The sequence below is a fragment of the Klebsiella sp. 141251 genome, from assembly GCF_050600725.1.
GTDB lineage: Bacteria > Pseudomonadota > Gammaproteobacteria > Enterobacterales > Enterobacteriaceae > Klebsiella > Klebsiella aerogenes.
Genome location: NZ_JAQIRG010000007.1, coordinates 94,630 through 117,691 on the forward strand (window position 1 = coordinate 94,630; position 23,062 = coordinate 117,691).

At 54.6% G+C, this 23,062-nt stretch carries 23 protein-coding genes and 1 pseudogene; 8 read left to right on the forward strand and 16 right to left on the reverse strand.

The annotated features are described in order from the left end of the window. Positions 1 to 4: 4 nt before the first annotated feature. From PGR09_RS16715 to PGR09_RS16725, 3 genes are all read right to left on the reverse strand, one after another. A complete protein-coding gene (locus PGR09_RS16715) occupies positions 5 to 841 on the reverse strand; it encodes a shikimate dehydrogenase family protein (RefSeq protein WP_316423319.1) in 837 nt (278 codons plus the stop codon). Positions 842 to 856: 15 nt separating this feature from the next. Beyond that, on the reverse strand, positions 857 to 2,179 hold the full coding sequence (locus tag PGR09_RS16720) for an MFS transporter (protein ID WP_315710117.1): 1,323 nt from the start codon (positions 2,177 to 2,179) through the stop codon (positions 857 to 859). Between the two features lie 76 nt (positions 2,180 to 2,255). After that, entirely contained in the window at positions 2,256 to 4,106 is a 1,851-nt protein-coding gene (locus PGR09_RS16725) for a bifunctional sugar phosphate isomerase/epimerase/4-hydroxyphenylpyruvate dioxygenase family protein (protein ID WP_430916327.1), read from the reverse strand. A 127-nt stretch (positions 4,107 to 4,233) separates the two neighbouring features. Between PGR09_RS16725 and PGR09_RS16730 the strand changes: the two genes are divergently transcribed. Beyond that, positions 4,234 to 4,872 carry a TetR family transcriptional regulator gene (locus PGR09_RS16730; RefSeq protein ID WP_045396118.1) on the forward strand — a complete coding sequence of 213 codons (639 nt, stop codon included), beginning with the start codon at positions 4,234 to 4,236 and terminating at the stop codon, positions 4,870 to 4,872. A 26-nt stretch (positions 4,873 to 4,898) separates the two neighbouring features. On the opposite strand, the gene fumD is transcribed toward PGR09_RS16730, so the two are convergent. Further along, the gene (fumD, locus tag PGR09_RS16735; protein WP_045396115.1) at positions 4,899 to 5,111 is read right to left on the reverse strand and encodes a fumarate hydratase FumD; all 213 of its coding nucleotides are present in this window, start codon (positions 5,109 to 5,111) and stop codon (positions 4,899 to 4,901) included. Positions 5,112 to 5,345: 234 nt separating this feature from the next. Further along, positions 5,346 to 5,477 (reverse strand): hypothetical protein, encoded by a 132-nt coding sequence (locus PGR09_RS16740; protein ID WP_161801916.1) that lies wholly within the window; start codon positions 5,475 to 5,477, stop codon positions 5,346 to 5,348. Here PGR09_RS16740 and PGR09_RS16745 point away from each other — a divergent pair. The 3 genes and pseudogenes from PGR09_RS16745 to PGR09_RS16755 all read left to right on the forward strand — a co-directional run. Continuing rightward, positions 5,473 to 5,607: pseudogene (locus tag PGR09_RS16745) on the forward strand (hypothetical protein); the annotation flags it as partial. The gene PGR09_RS16740 and the pseudogene PGR09_RS16745 sit on opposite strands and share 5 nt — an antisense overlap. Before the next feature lie 7 nt (positions 5,608 to 5,614). Further along, entirely contained in the window at positions 5,615 to 7,027 is a 1,413-nt protein-coding gene (pykF, locus tag PGR09_RS16750; RefSeq protein ID WP_045396113.1) for a pyruvate kinase PykF, read from the forward strand. A gap of 311 nt (positions 7,028 to 7,338) precedes the next feature. Then, entirely contained in the window at positions 7,339 to 7,575 is a 237-nt protein-coding gene (locus PGR09_RS16755; protein ID WP_002908860.1) for a major outer membrane lipoprotein, read from the forward strand. A 60-nt stretch (positions 7,576 to 7,635) separates the two neighbouring features. Here the strand turns inward: PGR09_RS16755 and ldtE are convergent, their stop codons facing one another. From ldtE to sufA, 7 genes are all read right to left on the reverse strand, one after another. Then, a complete protein-coding gene (ldtE, locus tag PGR09_RS16760) occupies positions 7,636 to 8,622 on the reverse strand; it encodes a L,D-transpeptidase LdtE (RefSeq protein ID WP_047046679.1) in 987 nt (328 codons plus the stop codon). Between the two features lie 100 nt (positions 8,623 to 8,722). Then, positions 8,723 to 9,139, reverse strand: coding sequence for a cysteine desulfuration protein SufE (gene sufE, locus PGR09_RS16765; RefSeq protein WP_047046681.1), 417 nt, complete (start codon positions 9,137 to 9,139; stop codon positions 8,723 to 8,725). A gap of 11 nt (positions 9,140 to 9,150) precedes the next feature. Beyond that, a complete protein-coding gene (gene sufS, locus PGR09_RS16770; RefSeq protein ID WP_430916328.1) occupies positions 9,151 to 10,371 on the reverse strand; it encodes a cysteine desulfurase SufS in 1,221 nt (406 codons plus the stop codon). Continuing rightward, positions 10,368 to 11,639, reverse strand: coding sequence for a Fe-S cluster assembly protein SufD (sufD, locus tag PGR09_RS16775; RefSeq protein WP_045396101.1), 1,272 nt, complete (start codon positions 11,637 to 11,639; stop codon positions 10,368 to 10,370). The genes sufS and sufD overlap by 4 nt, the downstream gene beginning before the upstream one ends. Further along, complete coding sequence (gene sufC, locus PGR09_RS16780; protein WP_045396098.1) at positions 11,614 to 12,360, reverse strand: Fe-S cluster assembly ATPase SufC; 747 nt, start codon at positions 12,358 to 12,360, stop codon at positions 11,614 to 11,616. Before sufC ends, sufD begins: the two co-directional genes overlap by 26 nt. A 16-nt stretch (positions 12,361 to 12,376) precedes the next feature. Beyond that, positions 12,377 to 13,864 (reverse strand): Fe-S cluster assembly protein SufB, encoded by a 1,488-nt coding sequence (gene sufB / locus PGR09_RS16785; protein WP_430916329.1) that lies wholly within the window; start codon positions 13,862 to 13,864, stop codon positions 12,377 to 12,379. Positions 13,865 to 13,866: 2 nt separating this feature from the next. Further along, positions 13,867 to 14,244, reverse strand: coding sequence for a Fe-S cluster assembly scaffold SufA (gene sufA / locus PGR09_RS16790; protein WP_045396094.1), 378 nt, complete (start codon positions 14,242 to 14,244; stop codon positions 13,867 to 13,869). A gap of 552 nt (positions 14,245 to 14,796) precedes the next feature. Here sufA and PGR09_RS16795 point away from each other — a divergent pair. After that, the gene (locus tag PGR09_RS16795; protein WP_141097063.1) at positions 14,797 to 14,916 is read left to right on the forward strand and encodes a small membrane protein; all 120 of its coding nucleotides are present in this window, start codon (positions 14,797 to 14,799) and stop codon (positions 14,914 to 14,916) included. A 415-nt stretch (positions 14,917 to 15,331) separates the two neighbouring features. On the opposite strand, the gene PGR09_RS16800 is transcribed toward PGR09_RS16795, so the two are convergent. Then, positions 15,332 to 16,141: an MBL fold metallo-hydrolase gene (locus PGR09_RS16800; RefSeq protein ID WP_315710105.1), complete on the reverse strand. Its 810-nt coding sequence runs from the start codon at positions 16,139 to 16,141 to the stop codon at positions 15,332 to 15,334. A gap of 176 nt (positions 16,142 to 16,317) precedes the next feature. Between PGR09_RS16800 and PGR09_RS16805 the strand changes: the two genes are divergently transcribed. After that, positions 16,318 to 16,914 (forward strand): hypothetical protein, encoded by a 597-nt coding sequence (locus PGR09_RS16805; RefSeq protein WP_047046943.1) that lies wholly within the window; start codon positions 16,318 to 16,320, stop codon positions 16,912 to 16,914. Positions 16,915 to 17,436: 522 nt separating this feature from the next. Here PGR09_RS16805 and PGR09_RS16810 read toward each other — a convergent pair. Continuing rightward, entirely contained in the window at positions 17,437 to 17,685 is a 249-nt protein-coding gene (locus tag PGR09_RS16810) for a GlsB/YeaQ/YmgE family stress response membrane protein (RefSeq protein WP_020079088.1), read from the reverse strand. A 167-nt stretch (positions 17,686 to 17,852) separates the two neighbouring features. On the opposite strand from PGR09_RS16810, the gene PGR09_RS16815 reads away from it, so the two are divergent. After that, the gene (locus PGR09_RS16815) at positions 17,853 to 18,041 is read left to right on the forward strand and encodes a YegP family protein (RefSeq protein WP_045396087.1); all 189 of its coding nucleotides are present in this window, start codon (positions 17,853 to 17,855) and stop codon (positions 18,039 to 18,041) included. 46 nt (positions 18,042 to 18,087) lie between these two features. Here the strand turns inward: PGR09_RS16815 and menI are convergent, their stop codons facing one another. After that, the gene (gene menI, locus PGR09_RS16820) at positions 18,088 to 18,498 is read right to left on the reverse strand and encodes a 1,4-dihydroxy-2-naphthoyl-CoA hydrolase (protein ID WP_045396082.1); all 411 of its coding nucleotides are present in this window, start codon (positions 18,496 to 18,498) and stop codon (positions 18,088 to 18,090) included. Then, the gene (gene ydiJ, locus PGR09_RS16825; protein WP_045396078.1) at positions 18,495 to 21,551 is read right to left on the reverse strand and encodes a D-2-hydroxyglutarate dehydrogenase YdiJ; all 3,057 of its coding nucleotides are present in this window, start codon (positions 21,549 to 21,551) and stop codon (positions 18,495 to 18,497) included. Before ydiJ ends, menI begins: the two co-directional genes overlap by 4 nt. 218 nt (positions 21,552 to 21,769) lie before the next feature. Between ydiJ and ydiK the strand changes: the two genes are divergently transcribed. Continuing rightward, a complete protein-coding gene (gene ydiK / locus PGR09_RS16830; protein WP_015367025.1) occupies positions 21,770 to 22,894 on the forward strand; it encodes an AI-2E family transporter YdiK in 1,125 nt (374 codons plus the stop codon). The last annotated feature ends 168 nt before the right edge of the window (positions 22,895 to 23,062 follow it).

Below are 23,062 nucleotides of genomic sequence, written 5' to 3' on the forward strand. Positions count from 1 at the left end.
TGATTCAGTAGCGAATTTCCGCCCGTTCGCGCAGCTGTTCCGGCGTCGCCACCGGCAGTTGGAAGAACTCGAGATAGGCCGGGATCATCTCGAACAGCATATCGGTACCGCGCTGAATCGGGCACCCCAGCGCCTGCGCCGCCCGCAGTAGCGGAGTATATTCAACGCTCATCACCACCTCGCCGACCCAGGTACGCGGCGACAGGCGCGAAACATCCAGCGGTAGCGGATCATCCGCTTTCATGCCCAGCGGCGTGGCGTTGACCACCAGATCCTGCGCGGCGGGATCGCGCTGCATCAGAACGATCTCCAGACGTGGATAGTGCTGATGCAGCCGCTGCGCCAGCGCCTCGGCGGCGGCTACACAGGTGTCGAACAGCGTCAAGGTACTGACCCCGGCGCCCGCCAGCGATGCGGCAATCGCCGAGCCGACGCCGCCGCAGCCGAACACCTGCGCCCTCGCCCCTTGTGGTTGAAAGCCTTTGCGCGTAATCCCCAGCACAAAGCCTGCGCCATCGAACATATCGCCGCGCAGGCTGCCGTCGGCTTCGCGGCGGATGGCATTGCAGGCGCCGGCGATTGCCGCCGTCGGGCTCAGCTGGTCGACCAACCCGCAGGTCGCCATTTTATGCGGCATGGTGACCAGCGCGCCGACGATGTTGGTCATGGAAAACAGCGCTGGCACCAGCGCCGCGTAATCCTCCGGCCTCACCCCCATCGGCACCACTTTGACGTCCGCCCCGCAATGGGCCAGCCATGGGTTATAAATCATCGGCGCTTTAAAACTGGCGGTCGGATAACCAAGATGCGCTATCAGCCGCGTATGACCACTAATGATCATGCCCTACTCCTGTCGTTACTGCGAAAGTTCGATGCGTTTGACATCGCCAAGAATAAACAGATACGCCACCACGCCAAGCAGCGCCGCGCCGCCGATATAGACCAGCGCGTAGAAAAAACTACCGGAAGCGGCAACGATAAAACCGATAATCAGCGGCGTGAGGATCCCCGCCAGATTGGTGCAAAAATTAAAGATGCCGGCGGTTATCCCGCCCATCCCCTGCGGCGCGATATCGGAGATTAGCGTCCAGCCAAGGCCAACCATACCCTGACCGAAAAAGGCAAAAGACATCATCAGGATCACCGCCAGGTCGCTCGGCAGCCAGTTGGCGGAAATAATGCTGCTGGCCATCATCAGCCCGACGACGATAGGCAGCTTACGCGCCAGATTGGCCGAACCGGTGGCTTTCAACAGCTTGTCGGAGAGCCAGCCGCCAAACAGCACGCCACCCGCTGCGGCGAGAAACGGCAAGATGGCGAAGAAGCCTACTTTCAACCACGCCATGTGGCGCTCGGTCGCCAGATACGTTGGAAACCAGGTCAGGAAAAAGACCAGCACGGTGTTACCGGCAAACTGACCGACGCTGGCGCCAATCACCTGTCGTTTTGCCACCAGCTGGCGCACCAGCGGCCAGCTAAAAGCGTTTTGCTGCTGCTGCGCGCTAGCCAGTCCGCCGCCGCGAAGAATATGTTCGCGTTCACTGTCGCTCAGGCGGCTATCCTGATGGGGTTCACGGTAGCAACGCCACCAGACCAGCGCGAACAGGATGCCAACAACCCCGACGCTAATAAACAGCGCGCGCCAGCCGAAGCTGCCCATAATCCAGAACAGCAGCGGCGAGAAACAGGCCAGCCCGAGATATTCGCCGACGGTGTAGACCGCCGTGGCCTTCGCGCGCTCCTGCTGCGGAAACCAGGTACTCACTACCCTGCTGTTAACCGGAAAACAGGGCGCTTCACTGACGCCAAGCCCAAAACGACACAGCAACAGCGTTTTCAAGCCAATTGCCATACCGTGAAATAAAGTGAACAGCGACCACAGCGCCAGGGAGAGAAAATAGGTCACCTTATTGCCGAAGCGATCGAGGAAAATACCGCCGGGAATTTGCGCCAGCGCATAGGTCCAGGCAAAGGCCGAAAAGACAATTCCCATAATGGCGGCATCAATGCCGAGCTCGGCGGTCAGTCTCGGCGCTGCGATACCGAGCACCGTGCGGTCGAGATAGTTAATCATCGTGCCGACGGCCAGCAGCGCCAGGATCCCGATACGCCGCCGGGAGCGAGGCGCGGTAGTCGCAGTATCCGCCGCCGTCGCCTGGTTATGGCTATAAGAATTCATAGTCGTTTCCTGTCTTGAGTACAGATGAATGTTGTTATTGTGTTTGTGATGTTGTGTTGTGAACCATTTGCTACGTTTAACTGTACTGCATGGCCGAAAGGCGGACGGCGGCATTTACCGCGCCGTACTGGGCGTAACCGTCACGCCGTTCGGTCAATTCGAAGAAGAAGCGCCCCGCCACGAATGGACGGGTATAAAGATGCAGGAATTCGCCGCCGCGGGCGTCACGGTCGTAGAGAATTTGCAGGCGCTGCAATGTCTCTACCTGCGGCTCTTCGCCAAAGCGCGCCAGCAGATCCTCATAGTAATTCGCCGGGATAGGCAGCGCGTTCAGCGCAGCCTGCGGCAGACTTTCGAGCGTTACGGGTAAATCGCGACAGGCAAAAGCGGCGTGCTGCAGCCCGGCCCCCTGATAACAGGCGACCGAACGCGCAATCTGCGTGGCTCGGCTTTGCGATATATTCAGCGCCAGACGAATATCGCCCTGCGGGCTATGAACCGCCAGGCTGCGCACCAGTCCATACGGGTCAGGCAACGTCTGTTCATGTTCGAGACTGAAGCCGAAAACCGTACGGAAAAAGATAATCCAGTTGTCGCGGCTCTCGGCCTCCATGCCTAACGCGAGATGGTCAATACCGCGGTAGTCGTCGCGCGGCGCCGCTGCCTGTAAATGAAAATCGCGGGCGTAGATATCGTCACCGGCTTCGACCAGGTAGATCAGGCTGCCATCCGGAGCGCAAACCGCCGGGATCGAACTCTCATTTGGCCCCGCATCCCCCTGCCAGGTGGCATAACCGTAGGCGCGGGCGCGTTCCACAACCGGCGCGCTGCGGCTTACCCGTAGCGCCATCGCGCACAATGAGACACCGTGGCGCTGATGAAAATGGTCGGCCCAGCTGTGCGGCTGCGCATTAACAATCACCCGCGCCTCGCCATTGCGCCAGAGCGCAACCTGCTTGGAACGATGCTTGCCCTGAAGCTTAAAGCCCAACTGCGTCAGGCGCTGGCCTAGCGCGGTAGACTCCGCCGGACTAGCGGCGAACTCAATAAACTCCAGACCGTCATAGTGCGGTAGTGCAGGTGGCGAAAATAACGCCGCGTCGCTATCCGCAAGCTGCCGACGGGTCTGCTCTTCGAGCCACAGCAATGAACGGTAGCCATCTTTTGCCGTGGTGCCGTTGGGTGAGGCGCGAAAGCCGTCATTGAAAATCTCCAGCGACCAGGGTCCGCGATAGCCGCAGCGCGTCAGTTCACAGGCGAATTCCACCAGCGGCAGTTGCCCCTGGCCCGGGAAGCAGCGGAAATGACGGCTCCATTCAAGGACATCCATCTTCATCAACGGCGCGTCAGCCAACTGCAGGAAGGTGATTTTCTCAACCGGCACCGCGGCAAGGCCTTGTAGATCATCCCCGAGCGACAGAATATGGAAGCTATCAAGCACAATGCCCATCGCCGGGCTGTTCACCCGCTGCACCCGTTCCCATGCCTGACGCCAGCGGTTGACGTGGGTTCCCCACGCCAGCGCCTCGTAGCCGATGATAATCCCCTCCTGCTCGGCGAGCTCAGCCAGCGCGCGCAGGTCGGCGACCTGCAGTTCGATATCGGCAGAACAGTCCGGCTGAACGTTGCTACAGAGCAGCATGGTGTTGCAGCCTAATTCATGCATCAGGGCGAATTTCCGCTTCGCCCGCTGCAGGTTAGCGGCAAACTGCGCGCGGCTGGCGCCCTCGAAATCACGAAAGGGTTGAAAAAGCGTGATTTTTAGCCCTAATTCAGCGGCAAGGTTGCGAATATCGCGCGGCGTGCCCGTATAATAGAGCAGATCGTTTTCAAAGATTTCAACGCCCTGATAACCGGCCGCGGCGATAGCGTGCAGCTTTTCAGGTAAAGTACCGGATATCGAAACGGTAGCGATGGAACGCAACATAAGAGTCCTCGGGTCATCATTCGACATGAGCACTGACTATGTATCATTTGGTTCACAGGCGCCAGATTTGGTTGCTGAATTGTGATCATTATGTGTATTTTTTGTCTCCACAGAAAAAGGAGTCGTTATGTCCCTCGTTGCTCATGATGAAGCACAATCCCTGAAAGAGCGCATCTTCGCCGCCGCCATTACCGTGTTCGCCGAATATGGCCTTCCCGGCGCGCGTATGGAGCAGATCGCCATCGAGGCGCAAACCACCAAGCGTATGGTGGTTTACTACTTCAAGAGCAAAGAGCAGCTGTACCAGGCGGTACTGCAACATGTGTATGCGCAGATCCGTGAAACGGAACAACAGCTGGGGCTGGAGCATCTGCCGCCGGTAGAGGCGCTGGCGCAACTGGTGAAATGGAGCGTGCGCTATCACGCCACGCATGCCGACTATATGCGGGTTATCTGCATGGAAAACATGCAGCGCGGGAAGTGGCTCAAGGGCTCAGAGGAGCTGAAGCCGCTGAACCGTACCGCGTTGTCGATAATCGAGGATATTTTACAACGCGGCCAGCAACAGGGGATTTTCCAGGCCGGTCTGCAGGCGCGCGACGTGCACCGGCTGATTAGCAGCTTCAGCTTCTATCAGGTATCGAATTTTTATACCTTCAGTAGCCTGTACCTCGACGATCCGCTGCCTGAAATCGACGACGAAGCAATGGTTTCACACCACTGCGAGATTGCGGTGAAAGCGGTGATTCGGTTCGTTATCTCTTAAGCATTACTTATGTCGGGGCGCGGCGATTAGTGCCCCGATAACGCATGAATCACCCTTTCCATCGCCTCGCGGGTTAGCGCGGAACGTTCAATTTTGCTATTTGCCAGCGCGGTGCGTACAACACCGGCAATAACAATATGTTTTGGCTGCTGGCCAAGATCGCGCATTTCCAATACCACCTTACCCACTACGCGGCACATTTCCTGATAGAGCTCGTCGTCTTTCGCTTTATTTCCCATTATTAAGACTCTTAAATTATCATTATCAATCAATTCATTATTGATACGATTTTATAATAAAGCAAACTGCGCTATTTTTTTCGTTCAATGAGGCGTTTTACTGCCTTTAATCGGTTAGTAAATATGATAAAACGCCGTTTAATCTGATCCGCTGCGGCAAAAGTGTGTTGCAGGTTCGCGAGCAAATCGTGTGAATTTTGTTACATTAATCACACTAAAAATGAAACGCCGTTTTTATTTTCCTTTTTGGTTTCGGCAGCGTATAATGCGCCTCGATTCTTTCTTGAATGGTTTCAGCGCATTGGACTGCACAAAAAAACGTACAAAACATTGCCACTTTTCATGGGCTGAACCGCCAGCACACATTCTTCTGCACGCTCTTTTGTTGTCACCTATCCTTAGAGCGTGGCATTGCAACTTTCGTAACACAGGTTTGACTCCGCGGCAGTGCGCCCCCGGAGCGAGATTTCCATATCCTTCACAACTTAAAGACTAAGACTGTCATGAAAAAGACCAAAATTGTTTGCACCATCGGTCCGAAAACCGAATCCGAAGAGATGTTGACCAAAATGCTGGACGCGGGCATGAACGTCATGCGTCTGAACTTCTCTCACGGCGACTATGCGGAACACGGTCAGCGCATCCAGAACCTGCGCAATGTGATGAACAAAACCGGTAAGAAAGCCGCAATCCTGCTGGATACCAAAGGGCCGGAAATCCGCACCATTAAGCTGGAAGGCGGCAACGACGTCTCCCTGAAAGCGGGCCAGACCTTTACCTTTACCACTGACAAGTCCGTGGTCGGCAACAATGAAATCGTTGCGGTGACCTACGAAGGCTTCACCACCGACCTGAGCGTCGGCAACACCGTGCTGGTCGACGATGGTCTGATCGGCATGGAAGTGACCGCTATCGAAGGTAACAAAGTTATCTGTAAAGTGCTGAACAACGGCGACCTCGGCGAGAACAAAGGCGTTAACCTGCCGGGCGTTTCCATCGCTCTGCCGGCGCTGGCTGACAAAGACAAGCAGGACCTGATCTTCGGTTGTGAGCAAGGCGTTGATTTCGTTGCGGCTTCCTTTATCCGTAAACGTTCTGACGTCGTTGAAATCCGCGAGCACCTGAAGGCGCACGGCGGCGAAAACATCCAGATCATCTCCAAAATCGAAAACCAGGAAGGTCTGAACAACTTCGACGAAATCCTCGAAGCTTCTGACGGCATCATGGTTGCTCGCGGCGATATGGGCGTTGAAATCCCGGTTGAAGAAGTTATCTTCGCGCAGAAGATGATCATCGAAAAATGTATCCGCGCGCGCAAAGTCGTTATCACCGCGACCCAGATGCTGGATTCCATGATCAAAAACCCGCGCCCGACCCGCGCTGAAGCAGGCGACGTCGCTAACGCCATCCTCGACGGCACCGATGCCGTTATGCTGTCCGGCGAATCCGCGAAAGGTAAATACCCGCTGGAAGCCGTTACCATTATGGCGACCATCTGCGAGCGTACCGACCGCGTGATGACCAGCCGTCTGGATTACAACAACGACAACCGTAAACTGCGCATTACCGAAGCGGTTTGCCGCGGCGCCGTTGAAACCGCTGAGAAACTGGAAGCGCCGCTGATCGTCGTCGCCACCCAGGGCGGTAAATCTGCGCGCGCAGTGCGTAAATACTTCCCGGACGCCACTATCCTTGCGTTGACCACCAACGAAACCACCGCTCGTCAGTTAGTTCTCAGCAAAGGCGTGGTACCGCAGCTGGTGAAAGAGATCGCCTCTACTGATGATTTCTACCACCTGGGTAAAGAGCTGGCGCTGCAGAGCGGCCTGGCGCGTAAAGGCGACGTGGTTGTGATGGTTTCCGGCGCGCTGGTTCCAAGCGGCACCACTAACACAGCCTCCGTGCACGTGCTGTAATAATTTACAGGTTATTTTATCTTTTTTTAAAGCGTCCCTCTGGGGCGCTTTTTTTTATTCATTCCCTAGCTGTTCTTAATAAAAATGCAAATCGGATTTTACTATTTAATAAGAGATTATCTAAGATGAATCCGATGGAAGCCTTCTGTTTTCACAGCGCTTTTTAAACCAGATCGACGAATTCGATGCTTCTTTGAGCGAACGATCAAAAATAAGTGCATTCGGATAAAAAAAATATTCTCATCCCAAAAAAGTTTGTGTAATACTTGTAACGCTACATGGAGATTAACTCAATCTAGAGGGTATTAATAATGAATCGTACTAAACTGGTACTGGGCGCGGTAATCCTGGGTTCTACTCTGCTGGCTGGTTGCTCCAGCAATGCTAAAATCGATCAGCTGTCTTCTGACGTTCAGACTCTGAACGCTAAAGTTGACCAGCTGAGCAACGACGTGAACGCAATGCGTTCTGACGTTCAGGCTGCTAAAGACGACGCAGCTCGCGCTAACCAGCGTCTGGACAACCAGGCTCACTCTTACCGTAAGTAAGAGTTCTGGTAATAAAAATGGCGCACATTGTGCGCCATTTTTTTTGCCTGTCGTTTTACCCTACTGCGTCAGCTTAGCGTCGTTGTGCTGGCTATTCTGCGCCGACAGCTCCGTCGTCGCGCTGCCTGCCCCTTCCGAAACCACCACCGGATATCCCGCTCTTCGCGACAGCGCTTTTTTCAGCTGCAGATCATCCACCGCTTTATCGTCAGAAAAGGCCTGAAACGCGGCAGGAAGCGAGTAAGAGATTGTCCGGGTATTTTCCCCTTCGGTTTGCGAAAGCGGCCTGTGGACCTCTACGTAGCGTTTACCATCGGGTTCTACCGCGAACTTCACCGGCTGATTGATAATCCGCACCGGCGTCCCGGCGCGCACCTGGCTGAACAGCGCCTTAATGTCATCGGCATTCATCCGCATACAGCCGGAGCTCACCCGTAGCCCGACGCTATCAGGGGCGTTGGTACCGTGGATCAGATATTCGCCGTTACCGTAGGCCAACCGCAGGGCGTAACGGCCTAATGGATTATTAGGCCCGGCGGGGATCACCGGCGGCAGCTTAATGCCCTTCTCCAGCGAGCGCGCGCGAATACCGGCAGTTGGCGTCCAGGTCGGGTTAGGGATTTTCTGCCCGACGCGGGTAGTCATCTCCGGCGTTTCCAGCCCCAACTGGCCAATGCCGAGGGGATAGACCTGCACCTGATTTTGCCCCGGCGGGAAATAGTACAGCCGCAGCTCGGCCAGGTTGACGACAATGCCTTCACGCGGCACATCCGGCAGCAGCATCTGCGATGGGATTAAGACCCGGGTGCCCGGCTTCGGCTGCACCGGCGCAATCGTATCGTTGGCTTCAAGAATCAGCATCGCCGCCGTGTCGAAGTGGCGGGCGATAGCCTGCAGGTTGCGATCCCCTTCCTGTACCGTCCAGTATTGGTTTTGGCCAATCAAACGGCTGTTGGCAGGGGGAAGTGGATAATCGACAGCCCAGGCGCCGTGCTGCGCGCTCAGAGCTGCGAGAAGGGTCATCGTGATGAGAGAGGCGCGTTTCATACTGAGATTCCTTCTTTCGCTGATAAAACGCCAGGATCTGCGCGGCGACGAAAGCACTCGCCTTCGTCGCACGTAACAGAATGAAATCTACCTGTTTATTCTAGCTAAGATTTGCAGCTTTCGCGCGAATTGCGCGGATCATCGCTTCAAGGCCCTGCGAGCGGGAGGGGGTAAGATGCTGGGTCAGCGCCATTTTTTCAAACCACGGACGCACATCGAATTCGCTAATATCCTGCGCGGTCATGCGGTCGTAAAGGATGAAGACCACCGCAATCAGCCCTTTGACGATGGCCGCATCGCTATCGCCGCGAAGGGTAATCACGCCGGATGGCTCCTGCTCCATCACGATCCACACCTGGCTTTGGCAGCCCTGAATAATGTTCTGCGCGATGTGTTCTTCCGCGCTGAGCGGCGCCAGGCGCTGGCCGAGTTCAATGATGTAGAGATACTTCTCTTCCCAGTTGGCGCAGCGGGTAAAGTTGCGCAGCAATTTGTCTTTGTCTGGTAATGCCGCCATAGTCGCGTCCTTTAACCAAGTAATTTGTGGATCCGCTGTAGCCCGGCCACCAGCCGATCCACCTCTTCCATCGTATTGTACATCGCCAGCGATGCCCGGCACATCGCCGGAACCTGGTAGAACGCCATCAGCGGCATCGCGCAGTGGTGGCCGGTGCGCACCGCGATCCCGTAGTTATCGAGAAAACTGCCGACATCGTAGGCATGATGTTTCCCGAGGTTAAAAGCGATGACGCCCAACCGATGTTGCGGGCCGTACAGCGTCAAATCCGGCACCTTTTTCAGCTCCTCGAGAGCATAGCGCATCAGCGTCTGCTCATATTCGCCAATCTGCTCAAGTCCGATCTGGCTGACATAGTCCAGCGCCGCGCCGAGGCCAATAATTCCGCCGGTATTCGGCGTACCGGCTTCAAAGCGCCACGGCGCTTTCGCCCAGGTGGTACCCTCTTTCAGGCTGACGGTGGCGATCATCGACCCGCCGCCTTCCCACGGCGGCATCTCCTGCAGCAACGCTTCTTTGGCGTACAACACGCCGATACCGGTCGGCCCGTACAGCTTATGCGCCGAGAAGACGTAAAAATCACAATCCAGCGCCTGCACATCCACCGGGTGATGCATCACCGCCTGCGCGCCATCCACCAGCACCTTCGCGCCATGCTGATGCGCCAGCGGGATCAGCGCCGATAGCGGGTTTTCCGTCCCCAGTACGTTCGACACCTGGGTTATCGCCAGCAGCCGGGTACGGTTGTCAAACAGGCCGGGGATAACGTCGAGCTGTAGGGTGCCATCCTGGTTGAGGGGGATCACTCTTAGCTCGGCGCCGACGCGGGCGCAGAGCATCTGCCACGGCACGATATTGGCGTGGTGTTCCATCTCGCTGACGATAATATTATCGCCAGCCCCGACGTTAGCCCCGCCCCAGCTATTGGCCACCAGATTGATGCCTTCGGTGGTACCGCGCACGAACACCAGCTCTTCCGGCGAACGGGCATTAAGGAAAGCGGCCGCCTGCTGGCGTACCTGCTCCATCCGCGCCGTCGCTTCGGCGCTCAGGGTATGGATACCACGATGGACGGCAGCGTAACCGTGGCGATAAAACTCGGCTTCGGCGTTAATCACCGCTTCCGGTTTCTGCGCGCTGGCGGCGCTATCGAGATAAACCAATGGTTGGCCGTTAACCTCGCGGCTCAACACCGGGAAATCGGCGCGCAGGCGTTCCACTGAAAATGTCATGCATCTCCTCCCGGCAGGCGCTTGCCTATACGCGCCAACACCTGTTGTTTCAGCGCATCATCGCTAATAGCTTCAGTGAGCTCGGCGGCGAAGGCGTAAAGGATCATCTGCTGCGCCGCCTGTTGATCGATACCACGCGAGCGCAAATAAAACAGCTGTTCGTCATCAATGCGCCCGACGGTAGCGCCGTGGCTGCATTTGACGTCGTCGGCGTAAATTTCCAGCTGTGGTTTGGTGTCGACTTCCGCCAGCCTTCCCAACAACAGATTGTTATTGGTCATCTGACCATCGGTTTTCAGCGCGTGTTTCGCGACGTTAATCAGGCCATTAAACACCGCCCGCCCCTTATCGCTGACGATGGTTTTGTGTAGTTGACGGCTGTTGCAGTAGCCAACGCGGTGATCGAGCCAGGTGCGGCTGTCGCAGACCTCGTTTTTCACCGGCATCGCCAGCGAGTTAATACGCAGATTGCTGTTTTCACCAGCCAGACGGGTGCTGGTATGGTGTCGTAACACCGCGCCGCCCAGCAGGAAGCTGCTGCTGAAAGCCGAAGCATCGCGGCCAAGCAGCAGATCGTTATGGGCGAAGTGGTAGCTTTGCCCATTTTCAAATGCCAGCTTGATATGCTGCAGATGGGCATTGTCGGCGACAGACATGGTCAGGCGTCCGCCGGTGAAATGCCGCTGCTCATCAAGGCTAGTATAGTGTTCGATGATGGTCGCCTGCGCCCCGCTCTCCAGCGCCAGATGATGACGATAGTGGGCGGTATTAAGCTCGTCGCCGGCCAGACCGCTGGTGATATGCATCAGCAGCAGCGGCTTTTCCGGGCGCTGGTTACGCTTCACGCTGATGCGAGTCACCGTCTGCGCCAGGCTTTCGGTGAGATGCAGAAACACTTCCGGCTGTACCGCTTCCGGCAGATGCTGGCGCTGGTTATCAACACTGACGTCAAAACCGCTAGCGGCGAGATCGTCACTTAGCGCCGGGCTGAAGCGGCCATCGACAAACACCATCCGCCAGGCGTCGAGATTGAGCGCCAGCGCGTCGCGCTGCGCCACGCCGAGCGTCGCCGGACTTGCAACAAAAGTGCCGCTTAGCAGCGTATCCAGCGGGGTGTATTTCCAGTTTTCATGTTTGCGCGTCGGCAGTCCCAGGCGCAACAGCTGCTGCAGATGCTGATTGGCCTGCGGCGTGCGCGCCTCGCCCTGTGCTTCAAACAGATGATGCCACTGCTGCAACGCGTTACTGCTGTTCGCTAAGCCAGCCATAGCCCTGCTCCTCCAGTTGTTTGACCAGAGTAAAATCGCCTGACTTGACGATCCGCCCCTGATACAGCACGTGGACGTAATCCGGTTTGATGTAATCGAGGATACGCTGATAGTGGGTGACGATAATAAAGGCGCGTTTGCCGTCGCGCAGCGAGTTAACCCCCTCCGAGACAATCTTCAGGGCATCTATATCCAGCCCGGAATCCGATTCATCCAGGATACACAACTCAGGCTCAAGCACCGCCATTTGCAGAATATCGTTGCGTTTTTTCTCGCCGCCGGAGAAACCGACGTTCACCGAACGAGTTAGCAGATCTTCCGGCATCTTCAGCAGTTTGATCTTCTCTTCCATTAAATCCTGGAAATCGAAACGATCCAGCGCCTCCAGGCCGCGATAGCCGCGCACCGCATTGAGCGCGGTTTGCAGGAAAAATTGATTACTGACGCCGGGAATTTCCACCGGGTACTGAAAAGCCATAAAAATGCCTTCCCCGGCGCGATCCTCCGGGGCGAGTTCGAGCAGGTTTTTGCCCTTAAACTCGACGCTGCCGCCGGTGACTTCGTAATCTTCCCGTCCGGCGAGCGTCGCCGAGAGCGTACTTTTCCCTGAGCCGTTAGGGCCCATGATCGCGTGCACTTCGCCGGGGCGCACCTCAAGGTTCAGCCCGCGCAGGATCTCTTTGTCTTCTACGGCGACTTGCAAATCTTTAATACTTAACATCTTTTTTCCTTAATTATCAGCCGACGCTATGTTCAAGGCTAATAGCCAGCAATTTTTGCGCTTCGACGGCGAACTCCAGCGGCAATTCTGAGAACACGTCTTTACAGAATCCATTGACGATCATCGAGATCGCATCATCTTCGCTAATACCGCGCTGCAGACAGTAGAACAGCTGATCTTCGCCAATACGCGAGGTGGTGGCTTCGTGTTCCAGCTGGGCGCTGTTATTGCGGCATTCGACATAGGGGAAGGTATGCGCCCCGCAGTCCGGGCCGATCAGCATCGAATCGCACTGGGTGAAGTTACGGGCGTTAGTGGCGGTCGGCATAATTTTGACCAGCCCGCGATAGCTGTTCTGGCTGTGTCCGGCGGAGATCCCTTTTGAGATAATGGTCGAGCGGGTGTTCTTGCCGATATGAATCATTTTGGTCCCGGTATCCGCCTGCTGATGGCCGCTGGTCAGCGCCACCGAGAAGAATTCGCCGATCGAGTTATCGCCGCGCAGAATGCAGCTCGGGTATTTCCAGGTAATGGCCGAACCGGTTTCCGACTGGGTCCACGACATCTTGCTGTTTTCGCCTTCGCACAGCGCGCGCTTGGTGACGAAGTTAAGGATGCCGCCGGTATTGTTATCGCCGGGGAACCAATTCTGCACGGTGGAGTACTTCACTTCCGCATCTTTATGGATGATGACTTCCACCACCGCCGCGTGCAGCTGATAGCTGTCGCGTACCGGCGCCGAGCAGCCTTCGATATAGCTCACATAGCTACCTTCGTCGGCGACCAGAATCGTACGTTCAAACTGGCCGGTTTTCTCGGCGTTAATACGGAAATAGGTCGACAGTTCCATCGGGCAGCGCACGCCTTTCGGCACGTAGATAAAGGTGCCATCAGAGGCGACCGCGGCGTTCAGCGCGGCGAAAAAGTTGTCGTTGCACGGCACTACGGTACCAAGGTACTTTTTCACCAGTTCCGGATGATCGTGAATCGCTTCGCCAAAGGAGCAGAAGATGATCCCCTGCTCCGCCAGCTTCTCGCGGTAGGTGGTCGCCACAGATACCGAGTCGAAAATGGCGTCCACCGCCACTTCTTTGCCTTCACGCACCGGTACGCCAAGCAGGTTAAAGGCTTCCTCGACTTCATTCGTCAGGAAGGTATTCGTCCCGGTTTGCTGTACCGCGCCGGGTTCCGAGGCGCAGGTATCATCGCAGTTACCGCAGGATGGCGCCGAGTAGTAGCTGTAATCCTGATAATTGAGCTTATCGTAATGCGCTTTCAGCCAGTGCGGCTCTTCCATCTCCTGCCACGCCTTAAAAGCGTTGAGACGAAATTCGAGCATCCAATCAGGTTCATTACGACGCGCGGAAATCGCGCGAACCACCTCTTCGTTAATGCCTTTGGCTAGCTCATCGGTTTGTAGCTGAGTAAAGAAGCCTTCTTTATAGTTGAGCGGGCCGCCGGTCCAGCTTTTGACATCGTCAGTTGCTTCAGTATTTCGAGACATAGTTACTCCGCCTGCACCCCGAAGCTTTCGCCGCAGCCGCATTCGTGCTGCGCTTTCGGGTTATGAAACTTGAATATTTCATTTAAGCCTTCGCGAACATAATCCAGTTCGGTGCCATCAATAAACGGCATCGCCTGCAGCGGCGCAAACAGCTTCGCGCCGTCGCGCTCAAACAGCAGGTCGTCGTCCGCCGGTTCGGCAATCATCTCCAGCACGTAGCCAAAACCGGCGCAGCCGCTGGTTTTGATTCCCAGACGTAGCCCCTGCTTGTCCGGCTGTTTATGCATCAGTTCGCGGATATGGGCCGCCGCCGCGGGGGTCATCGTCAGCCCCTGCCAGTTAAAATCGTCGGGATTAAAGGTGCTTGTCTGTAATTCCATCGCTCTACCTCATCGATTGCCGCTATCGGGCCCTACCCTCATGTTAGTGATAATGATTATCACTTCAACCCTGCGGGAACAGGGGTATTCGGCCATTTCGCCCCTTTTTACGCTTTTCTATAAGCATAGACCCTGGTCGAGAGGTTATCAGGCCGCATTTTTTGCAATTAATAGATTGATAAATAATAAGTTATTAGGATAAGCGCGTAGATAAAGCGGCAATGAAGAAAGATGCATCGAAAATACCTATTTATTGAATAGGCAAAAGGCCCGTCTATGTGGTAGCCACAGGCAGCTTCCTTGCCAGCGCCAGGATTGAGAACGCTTGTGCCTTCAGGATGTCATCAAAGGGAAATAATAGTAATTAGCTATAGAAAATAGCGTTTCTGCCGCTGGAATTCGGAATTTAATGCCACCTCTATTATGAACCATCATTCGGTTATACTTTTTGTTATCCGACGCGTATTTTTTACTAGGATTTTTCCTGGTAGAGAGGTAGATTCTTCGCCATAACAATAAAATCGCCGATCTTCATTCCTGAGGATATCTCAAATGGAAAATTTATTTTTCGTTATTATTGTGATAATTCTTTTGTTACTTGCTATTGCTGTTTTCATCTCCTATATCAAGGATCGAAAAAAACAAAAAAACACATTCAAAAAGAAATATTAATAACTCAAATATTATTCCCTACTTCTATCAAAAGACTTTCTATTATAATTTTCAATCATGCCCCGTCACAGGGGCGTACAGACACAACAAGAAACGCCCCCCGCGCTGACGCTCTTCGCCATGCCTTTAATGACTTTCCATAGAATATTTATTGCACCACGGTAAGTGACTCGCTGGCGAAGAAAACCATGATATAAACCTCATTGTAAAAAACCGCTACAAGCAATGCACAAAGCAGACTATCGATTATCATTTTTGTGGTAAATAAACCAGAAACATTAACACAAAATAATAAGTGTCGCTTAAGACCAGAAATATTCATGGCCAATTCCTCATGAACTTTCGCCGGGCATATTACTGGTTCAAGAATACTTCCGATTCAGTTTTTTTTCGTCCTAAAGAGAGCCCGGCATAACTAGACGCTATGTCTGGCCAAACATGCCACATACTTTTTCCCCGATTGACGTACGATTTCTTGGGCATTAACCAGAATTTCCCGCCCTTCAAACGCGCCGTAGATTTGACTAAACTTCACCCCGTCGAGACGTCGGAGGATATCACTCACCGTGGCAGCCGGCAGCGGCAGCATATTGGGATAACTCCACATGAAAGAAACGGCGTTAGCTCCCGGCGCAACCTGGACTATATCGCCGGATAATAGCAGGCCGTCGCCCTGCGCCCAGTGCAGGACGCAGCCACCAGCAAAATGCCCACCAAGGCGAATCAGACTGGCATCGGCTATCAGTTGCAGACTATCTCCCTCCCAGAAGGTAATCCACGGGCTGTCGCGCATGACCCACTGGCGGTCATCCCCATGCAGATAGATTGGCGCCTTGAACTCCGCCGCCCAATCCTGCATACAACTGTAGTAATGCGGATGTGAGATAGCGATGGCTTTCAGCCCACCCAGCGCGGAAACCAGCGTTTTTGTCGCCTCATCGAGGTTGGCGATGCAGTCCCACAGAATATTGCCCTGCGGCGTACGCAGCAGAAATGCACGCTGGTTAATGGCAAAACTGGGGATGGTGCGAATGCTAAAAAGCCCACTGTTATGCTGCTGCCACTTATTGTTATGCGATGCGTTAAGCTTATTTAACGTAATCCACTGCTGCCCGCCCACAGGAACAAATTGACGCTCGTCTTCGCAGATCGGGCAATGTTGTTGTGTAGGGACTTCGCTAAATTCATAGGAGGTACCGCAAGCTTTGCACAGCGTAATTGTCATATCTCCCTCTCTGTTCCATGATGCAATAACAAGGTGCCGCCACTTATTTTAACTATATGTCAGATGGCGCGTGATGCAACGACCTACCGAGTTTGGTAGCGTTCTGCGTTTTTTATCGTTTGGCTTAACGGGCATAATCAACCGGCGGCAATAGATGAATGATGGACGGGGAAGGCATGCGCAAATTTTCAGCATTAATATTAATGGGGTTACTTACCGGCTGCTCGGTTAACGCGCCGCAAAGCGCGCAATACAATGCCGAATACTCCCAGCGCCAGGATATACGCACGCAGAACGTATATCGATTTAAGATCAAACCGCTTCAATCCAGCGGCGGAAAGTATTGGGGCGCGGATAATTTAACGCAGGTTTTTTACGTCAGTGATAAAAATGCCGCAACCGTTGAATTACGCTTCAACTACCCTACCGCAACGCTACAGGCCTCATCGTTAGACGGACAAGGGAAAGTAGTAAGCACTCAAACGTTCATCCTGTTAGCCGAATCCGCGGCGCCGCCATCGGGTTCGGACAAGAAGTACTTATACCTGACAAAAAGTGGCGAGTTACTGAGCAAATGGAAAAACTGTACGCCGGATATGAGCGTGGCTTGTAGTTGGGGAGGTCATCAAATATTTATCACCCGCAGCGCCGATCTGGCAGTGCAGTATGCAACCGGTGGTGCAGGTTTAGCTTTTCTGCTGATTCCATTTTACACATCCGAAGCCCGACTACAGATTTTCCCCAAAGCGCCAATCGACGCTGCTGGCAATTAATAGCAAGCCTTCTTTGCAGAACGATTCAATTTTGTGATGAAGTGAGTTAATTCTTAAAAGCAGGGTTGGTTAAGTCTGCGTTTACTCATGTACAATTGACGTCGTTGATGAATACTTGCCGGAGCAACGCTGGGCTATTATTTACGGGAGCTTGTGTCTTACAGGATGATTGATATCAGTATTATGTCGATGTGCATGGTAGTGCTGCTGGTGATGAGCGTGTTACTGGAGTAACCATTCCCCCCTTCCCCTACCGTTTTTGTTAGCTTATTTTACCGCTGAATTGGGCATAAAATTTCCCAGCCGCTTCTCCAGCCGGGAAGCGGTCGGGCTGCGCCTTAACATCCGGCAAAACGGTGTTTACGCCCTTTGTAAGGAAGCATCCGAAAAATTTGCCAAAATGGGTTCGCCCGCGGGTATCCAGCGGGCTTTTTTTGTTTGCTTGCGGCTATCATGAGCACAAAAAAAACCGCCGTGATTCACGGCGGTTTGCTGTCTCAGAGTGAATAGGCGCTCGGCGTATTAGCTCTTCACTTTACGGTAGATAAACAGCACCACAAGTGCGCCAATTACCGCCACGACAAAGCTACCGAAGTTAAAACCGTCAACTTTGCCAAAGCCGAATAACGTACTGATCCAGCCACCGACTACCGCACCGATAATACCGAGGATCACGGTGACAATAAATCCACCGCCGTCTTTGCCCGGCATAATCCACTTAGCCAAAATACCAGCGATCAAACCAAAAATGATCCAGGAAATGATACCCATGGTTAACTCCGTCCTCTTTGTTACCGTGAATGTAATTCGTAATTAAAATAGTAGCATAATTACAACGAATGATTTAACAAATATATATTTATTAAATGATTGCTTGCCGTGCCGTTAGCCATGGTCTACAGATTATTCAGTGCTCGTTAACGCCGAAGGAGTGAGAAATGGGATATTACGTACTGAAAAAGTCTGAAAAGAGTGTCTCGCAGCCGTGGTATTTTCTGCTGAAGGCTGACAACCATGAGACCATCGCCACCAGCGAGATGTACTCGTCGAAAGATGCGGCTAAAAAGGGTATCGCCTCGGTGCAGAAAAACGGCGCCAGCGAGGTCATCAAGGACGAAACGCAATAACAAGAAGGGGATGCAAGCGCATCCCCTTAAAATAATGTGGCGACCGTTACACCACGGCGGTGGTCAGTCGTGAGGAGCAGCACAGTCGCCCCTGCTCATCGGTGATATCGATTTGCCACACCTGATGGCGAGACCCAACATGCAACGCGGTACAAACCCCTCGCACCCGCCCGCTGCGCACCGAACGAATATGGTTGGCATTGACTTCCAGGCCGACCACTTTTTGTTCTCCTTCGGTACACAGATAGCCCGCGACCGAGCCAAGGGTTTCAGCCAGAACCACCGATGCGCCGCCGTGTAGCAGACCAAAAGGCTGATGTGTACGGTGATCCACCGGCATCGTCGCTTCAATCGCGTTATCGCTGATGGACACAAAGTGAATATCCAACAGGCCAACCATGTTTCCCTCGCCCATCGCGTTAAGCTGCGGCAGCGAAGCCTGACGTTTCCAAATCATCCCATAATCTCCAGCAGAGCCTGCAGCGGGTGACGTACCCCGCTACCTTCGATACGCTTCACCTGGCTTCGGCAGGAATAGCCGGTGGCCAGACAGCGACCGCGCGGTAAACGCGCCATCGCCTGCTGCCAGGAAAGCGCGTAAATCGCCAGCGAGTTGGCGTGGTTTTTCACTTCGTGGCCGTAGGTGCCAGCCATGCCGCAGCAACCCGTACTGATGTACTCCATTTTCGCCCCGCAACGGGCAAAGATCTCTGCCCACTGTTTGGGCGCGGCCGGTAGCGCCGTCACTTCGGTGCAATGGCCAAACAGGTACCAGGGTTCGCCGCTGTTGTCCCGCCCGGCTGAAGGCGCTATCGCCTCGGTCAGCCATTCATGCACCAGCATCACGCGAAAATCGCCGCGTTTCTCGCCCAGCGTCTGGTTATATTCATCGCGATAGCAAAGCACCAGCGCCGGGTCGACGCCAACCATCGGTATATCCAGCTGCGCTACGCGGTTGAGGAAATCAGCGGTTTTCTGCGCCGTGCGCGCGAAGCGCGTCAGGAACCCCTTGATATGCTGCGCTTTACCGTTCGGTGAGAACGGCAACAGTACCGGCTGATAGCCGACTTTTTCAATCAGGCGGACAAAGTCAGCCACCACCTGCGCTTCGTAGTAGCTGGTAAACGGATCCTGCACCACCAGCACTCTCTTCGCACGCTGTTCGACGCTCATTGCTTCCAGATCCTCAAGCGTGGTATTGGCGGAGCGATGGCCTGCCAGCTGCTGCTTGAGCGACGGTACGGAGAGCAGCGGCAGATCGACCATGCCGATGTGTTTTTCCGACAGCTTGCGCATCCACGGCTGATTGATAAAGAAGTTGAATGTTTTCGGCGCCTGGGCCATCAGCGGCGCGTACGATTCGACCGTCGCCACCAGATGATCGCGTACCGGGCGCAGGTAGCGGCTGTGATACAGCTGCAGGAAGCGGGAGCGGAATTCCGGCACGTCGATCTTAATCGGGCACTGGGTTGAACAGGCCTTACAGGCCAGGCAGCCGGACATCGCCTCTTTCACTTCATGCGAGAAATCATATTCGCCTTTACGCGCATGCCAGCTATTGCGGGTACGCTCGATCAGGGCGCGCAGGCTCACACCTTTTTCCGGAAGTTCTTGCTCCAGTTTGTTCGGGTCTATCCCGCGGTCGGCCAGCAGACGTAACCATTCACGCACCAGCGTCGCGCGGCCTTTCGGCGAATGAATGCGCTGATTACTGACCTTCATTGACGGACACATCGGGCTTTTTACATCGAAGTTAAAGCACAGACCGTTACCGTTACACTCCATCGCGCCACGCCAGGCGCTACGCACGGCAATGGGAATTTGACGATCGTAGGTGCCGCGCTTCACCGCATCGACTTTCATCATCGGCGCATCGACGCCTTCCGGTGGGCAAATTTTCCCCGGATTCAATCGGTTGTCCGGATCAAATGCCGCTTTCACTTTACGCAGTTCGCTATATAACTCCTCGCCAAAAAAGGCTGGACTGTACTCGGCGCGGAACCCTTTACCATGTTCGCCCCACAGCAGGCCGCCATATTTGGCCGTCAGCGCCACCACCTCATCGGAGATCTGCTTCATCAGCACCTCCTGCTGCGGGTCGCACATATCCAACGCCGGACGAACGTGCAGCACCCCGGCGTCGACGTGTCCAAACATGCCGTAGCTCAGGCCATGCCCGTCGAGTAAAGCACGAAACTCGGTGATGTAATCCGCCAGATGCTCCGGCGGCACGCAGGTATCTTCAGCAAAAGGAATCGGTTTAGCGGCGCCTTTGGCGTTGCCCAGCAGCCCAACCGCCTTTTTACGCATGGCATAGATGCGCTCAACGCCATCCAGTTCATGACAGACCTGCCAGCCAATGACTCCCGCGGCGCCCTGCGACATGAGTTCATCAAGACGCTGACACAGGGTGGTTACCTGGCCGTCGATTAATTCAGCATCATCCCCGGCAAACTCAACGATATTGAGACCCAGCATCTCTTTATCCGGCACATCGGCGATCAGTTCGCTTACCGAGTGCCAGACGATATCTTCGCGGGCCAGATTAAGCACCTTCGAGTCGACGGTCTCCACCGACAGCGCCTTCGCTTCAACCATAAAGGGCGCGTTACGCAGCGCCGAATCAAAGGAGTCATACTTGACGTTGACCAAGCGGCGCACTTTCGGCAGACGCGTAATATCGAGCCGCGCTTCGGTGATAAATGCCAGCGTGCCTTCGGAGCCGGTCAGAATGCGCGTCAGGTCGAACTCGCTCATCTCATCATTAAAGACATGACGCAGATCGTAGCCGGTCAGGAAGCGGTTCAATTTCGGGAATTTATCGATGATCAGCTGACGCTGCGCTTTACAGCGCTGATAGACGGTACGATAGATGCGGCCAATCGCTGACTGCTCTCGCCCCAGCGTTTCCGCCAGCGCGGCGGGAATAGGCAAGGTATCAAGGATATCGCCGCCCATCAGTACCGATCGCACCCCAAGCACATGATCGGAGGTTTTACCGTAAACCAATGAACCCTGTCCGGAAGCATCGGTATTGATCATTCCGCCGAGCGTCGCGCGGTTACTGGTCGACAGTTCCGGCGCGAAGAAGTAGCCGTAGGGCTTAAGAAACTGGTTGAGCTGGTCTTTGATTACCCCGGCTTCGACCCGCACCCACCCCTCTTCAGGATTGATTTCGATAATACGGTTCATATAGCGCGACATATCGACGATGATCCCCGCATTCAGCGCTTGACCATTGGTGCCGGTACCGCCGCCGCGTGGGGTAAAAATCAGCGATTGAAAGCGCGGTTCCGCCGCCAGCCGCGCCAGTAAAGCGACGTCCGCGGTGGAACGGGGAAACAGAATGGCGTCCGGCAACAGCTGATAGACGCTGTTATCGGTCGCCATGGTGAGCCGGTCGGCATAGCTGGTGGCGGTATCGCCGGTGAATCCTTGTTGCTCCAGTACCTGCAAAAAATTCAGCACCAGTTGAACGACGCCCGGCGCTTGAGAAATCTGTGGGATCATGACGCTTGACCCTGCCTGAATATGTTGTGTTTAGATGATGTAATAATGCGCAAATTAAACGTTTGCGTGGCGCACTCAACTTTTTATCACATTTTTTTCATATCCGCCCACGAGATTTACGGGCAAAATCAGGCGCGCGAAATTATTGATATTATTATCTGTACATGGAATTACGCTGCGTCAGCATTGAGACGCGACTGGAAAGGTAAATTTTCTCTATGATTAACCAACATCAGCCCCGGGACATACCGCAAATTCTGCTGTCGGTGCTGTTTTTGTCCCTGATAATTATTTCCTGCCTGTGGGTTGTGCAACCATTTATTCTCTCTTTTGCCTGGGCCGGCACCGTGGTCATCGCCACCTGGCCGGTGCTGCTGCGTCTGCAAAAGCTGCTGTTTGGCAAGCGCTCGCTGGCGGTGCTGGTGATGACGCTGCTGCTGTTTTTACTGTTCGTTATTCCTATCGCCTTACTGGTGAATAGCCTGGTCGATAATAGCGCCCCGCTGATCAAAATCGTCAGCACCGGCCAGGTAACGCTGCCGGATTTCGCCTGGCTGAACTCGATTCCGCTGATCGGCGATAAACTCTATTCCGCCTGGCATAGCCTGCTGGAGATGGGCGGCGCGGCGATTATGGCTAAGGTTCGCCCTTATATCGGCGCCACCACCACCTGGTTTGTCGGCCAGGCGGCGCACATTGGTAAACTGCTGGTTTACTGCGGACTGATGCTGTTGTTCAGCGCTCTGCTTTACTGGCGCGGCGAACGCGTCGCTTATGGTTTCCGCTACTTCGCTACCCGTCTGGCCTCAAAGCGTGGCGATGCTGCGGTGGTCCTTGCCGGACAGGCGGTTCGCGCCGTGGCGCTGGGCGTGGTTGTCACCGCGCTGGCGCAGGCGGTGCTCGGCGGTATCGGGCTGGCGATAAGCGGCGTGCCTTACGCCGCGCTGTTGACCGTGGTGATGATTTTCACCTGTCTGGTACAGCTGGGGCCGCTTATCGTGCTGGTCCCTTCAATTATCTGGCTGTACTGGACCGGCGATACGACCTGGGGCACGGTGCTGCTGGTGTGGAGCTGCGTGGTGGGTACGATGGATAACGTGATTCGCCCGGTGCTGATTCGCATGGGCGCCGACCTGCCGATGATTCTGATCCTCTCCGGCGTTATCGGCGGCCTGATCGCCTTCGGCATGATTGGCCTGTTTATCGGCCCGGTGTTGCTGGCCGTCTCCTGGCGTCTTTACGACGCCTGGGTGCAAGAAGTACCGCCGCCGCCGCTGGACCCCGATCTGGTTCTGGCGGAGCTCGCCGAGCTTAATGCCAGCCATAACAAAAGCGAAAAGTAACAGAAAGGCGGGGAAACCCGCCTTAAACTTAAGCTAAATTTATCAATCCCTCGCCACTTCCGGCATATTCATGTTCCAGCTCGATATTTACCTCTCATATTCTTCACACTGATTTAACTATTGAGAAGAATCCGATCGACGCCAACAGCCCTGATGCCTACTATTAGC